The sequence below is a fragment of the Moorena sp. SIO4A5 genome (genome assembly GCF_010672005.1).
GTDB lineage: Bacteria > Cyanobacteriota > Cyanobacteriia > Cyanobacteriales > Coleofasciculaceae > Moorena.
The window spans coordinates 1-3,088 of record NZ_JAAHHZ010000585.1; the positions used below are offsets into that span (position 1 = coordinate 1).

Genomic DNA, 3,088 nt, shown 5'->3' on the forward strand with positions numbered 1-3,088 from the left:
TAGAAAATATGTTTAGCTGGAATGGTGTTGCCCATCAGCTGAGTCAGCTCTATGAGAGCTTGCTGGAAGCAAAATCAGAGAATTTGGCAACAACTAGTGCCTGAAATCTATTGGGCACATTCATTCCGTGGCAATCAGGATAGATGTCAAAGGTTAAAGGATTAAGTTACGACCCTAGTATTCCTTTTGCCTTTTTGCATGGGTCCTATTCATCCTGATGGGTGGTATAACTCTTGTATCTGTAAATTGGGAAAGTTTGGTAAATTGGATATCCTATATGTTGGCAAGCGATTGCTTCGTGAGTCCGGAATGATGTTACATTAAATTTCTTGTTTTGACCTTCAAGCAAGGAAAATAAAAGGTTATTGCTGTTCGCGTAGCGTAGCCCTTCGGGCTAATCGATATTGATCACAAAACCAGGCTAATCATTCCCGATGTTCCTGTAACTAGCATGTAACTAGGGTTTATGCATCCTACCAGTTATCCAATCTCCAATTCCCAATCCCCAAGTAGCAAGAAGAACTTGAATTATGGGTTCCCAAGGAGCTTATAAGCCATCCCTATCTAAGCATAGTGGTCAACAGCAGTATCGATCTTCTCCACAACTAACAGGAGGAGCCTATGAGTTGGAAGCCAGCAAACTCGATCTGCGTCGTATATTAGCTGCTGCTCGTCGTCGAGCTGTCTTGATGGCAGGGGTGGCCCTTACTGTGACATCCGGAATTATTGCCAAAACTTTAAGTGCAGTTCCGATCTATGAAGGCAAATTCCAGCTGTTACTCGAACCCATATCTGGTGAAGACCCGTTGGAGTTGCAGGCAAAACCCGGGGTACATAGCATTGCTGCTCCAACTAAAAGTTTCGACTATGACACTCAAATTCAGGTATTAAGCTCTCCTCAGGTTATGTCTGAGATTGTGGAGCAAATTCAAACCCAATATCCAGAAATAAACTATCATACTCTCCGGGAAGGAATGATGGTATCCCGACTGCGAGAAACCAAAATTTTAGAAGTTGCCTACCAAGATTCAGACCCCGAAAGAATTCAATTTGTTTTGGAAAAGGTTGCTCTGGGCTACATCGAGTACTCTAAGCAACAACAACAGGCTAGCATCAAACAAGGCATTGAATTTGTCTCGAATCAGCAGCCGAAAATACAAGGACAAATTAATCAGCTTCAGCTACAACTCCAGCAACTCCAGCAGAAGTACAACCTGATTAATCCACAACTTCAGGGTGAACTGTTGACGAATCGGGTCAATGCTATTGTCGAACACAGACAAGCTACCCAAACTCAGCTGCGAGACACGATTATACTGTATGGGAAACTCAAAGGTCAGTTGGGGCTATCCTCACAGCAAGCGGAAGCAGTAGCTAACCTGATCGCAACACCCCGTTATCAACAATTGCTCAACCAACTTTCTAAAGTAGAAGGTCAGATGGTGTTGGATTTAGCAGAGTTCAAGGAAAACCAATCTACCTTTGAAGGATTAAGGCAACAACAGCAAAATTTACTCCCCCTGTTAAGCCAGGAAGCAGAAAAGGTGATAAATAGCCGTATTCAGGAGTTGAGTGGCAATGCTCCATCGGCTTCCTCAAGTAAAGTTCGCCTGAATTTGATTCAGCAGCTAGTAGAGACAGCGAACCAAATTAAGGTTTTAGAGATGCGCCAGGTCGCAATCGCTAAAGGGGAAAGTCTGATCAGTGAAAAACTTAAACAGCTAGCTGTGATTGCCGATCGATATACAGAACTCAAGCAGAAGATTGAGGTAGCAACAGAAAGCCTAAACCGCTTTGAGTCAGTTCGGGAAACTTTGGAACTTGAATCAGCTAAAACCAGTATCCCTTGGCAGACAATTGTTGAGCCGCAACAACCTGAAAAACCAATATCCCCAAATTTGCCTGATACTTTGCTCCTAAGCGCAGCCGCAGGGATAGTTGCAGGTGCCACGGCTGGGTTTTTAGCAGAAAAGTTACATCATTTACTTAACAGCACTGACGATATCAAAGAGTATACTCGCTTTCCAATATTAGCAACAATCCCCTTTAACAAAGAACTCCAGAAATGCACTACCGTTACTGGTGTGGGCATAATACCCGAGCCAGAAGCCTCAGCTCCACAACTCGGTGTGGGATCTGGTAGTTACCAGATTTCTCCTGTTTTAGAGGCGTTTCGCTCTCTCCAAGTTAATCTCCAATGTCTGTATTCTGAGAAACCCATTAGCGCTATAGTGGTAACTTCTGCTGAACCAGTAGATGGTAAATCCACTACGGCTATATTCTTAGCCCTGGCAGCAGCAGCAATGGGGCAAAAGGTTTTACTGGTGGATGCTAATCTGCGCTTTCCTCAGATTCATCAGAAGATGGATTTACCTAATTTATGGGGACTGAGCGATGTTATTTCTAGCGAAATCAAGGTTGATGATGTTATTCAGCGATCGCCTCTAGAGGAAAATCTCTGTGTTCTAAGTGCTGGTCAAATTTCCCCCGACCCCACCAGGCTTCTCAATTCCCCAAAGATGGAGAATTTAGTTCAATATCTCAAAGAGCGGTTTGAGCTGGTAATTTTTGATACCCCTCCCCTACTTGGTCTGGCGGATGCTAGACTTCTGGAGCCTAATACCGATGGGATATTGATGGTGGTAGGTTTAGGGAAAGCTAAGCAAATTTTGTTCAAAGAAGCTCTCTCGGAATTGAGAATTGCTCATAGCAGAGTTTTGGGTATTGTTGCTAATGGTTTAAAAGGTTACACTACCGGTAGCTATGATTACTATCATCATTACTTTGGTAATACTCTTGAGGAAACCAAAGTTTAAAACCAAAGTTTACTAGTGATTCATCATTGGTCATGGGTGATTTGTATCTACCCTCAGAACAAAGAGTGAATTATAAATAACTAACGACAAATAACTAACGACAAATACATCAATGATTCACTACTCACCAAGGTAGACTGAAGGGGAAGCGACTACTGAAGCTGTCATGACTAACCGCCTTGCCCAATCCCAAAGCCTTTATCTACGTAAGCATGCTGAAAATCCGATCGATTGGTGGCCTTGGTGTGAAGAAGCGCTATTAACAGCAAGAA

The 3,088-nt window shown here is 43.2% G+C and carries 2 protein-coding genes; both read left to right on the plus strand.

Annotated elements, in window-relative coordinates:
- Positions 1-530: 530 nt before the first annotated feature.
- On the plus strand, positions 531-2,816 hold the full coding sequence (locus F6K57_RS41420) for a polysaccharide biosynthesis tyrosine autokinase (RefSeq protein WP_293074942.1): 2,286 nt from the start codon (positions 531-533) through the stop codon (positions 2,814-2,816).
- A 166-nt stretch (positions 2,817-2,982) separates the two neighbouring features.
- Positions 2,983-3,088: DUF255 domain-containing protein (locus F6K57_RS41425; RefSeq protein ID WP_293074944.1), on the plus strand; the 106-nt coding region annotated here is incomplete at its 3' end.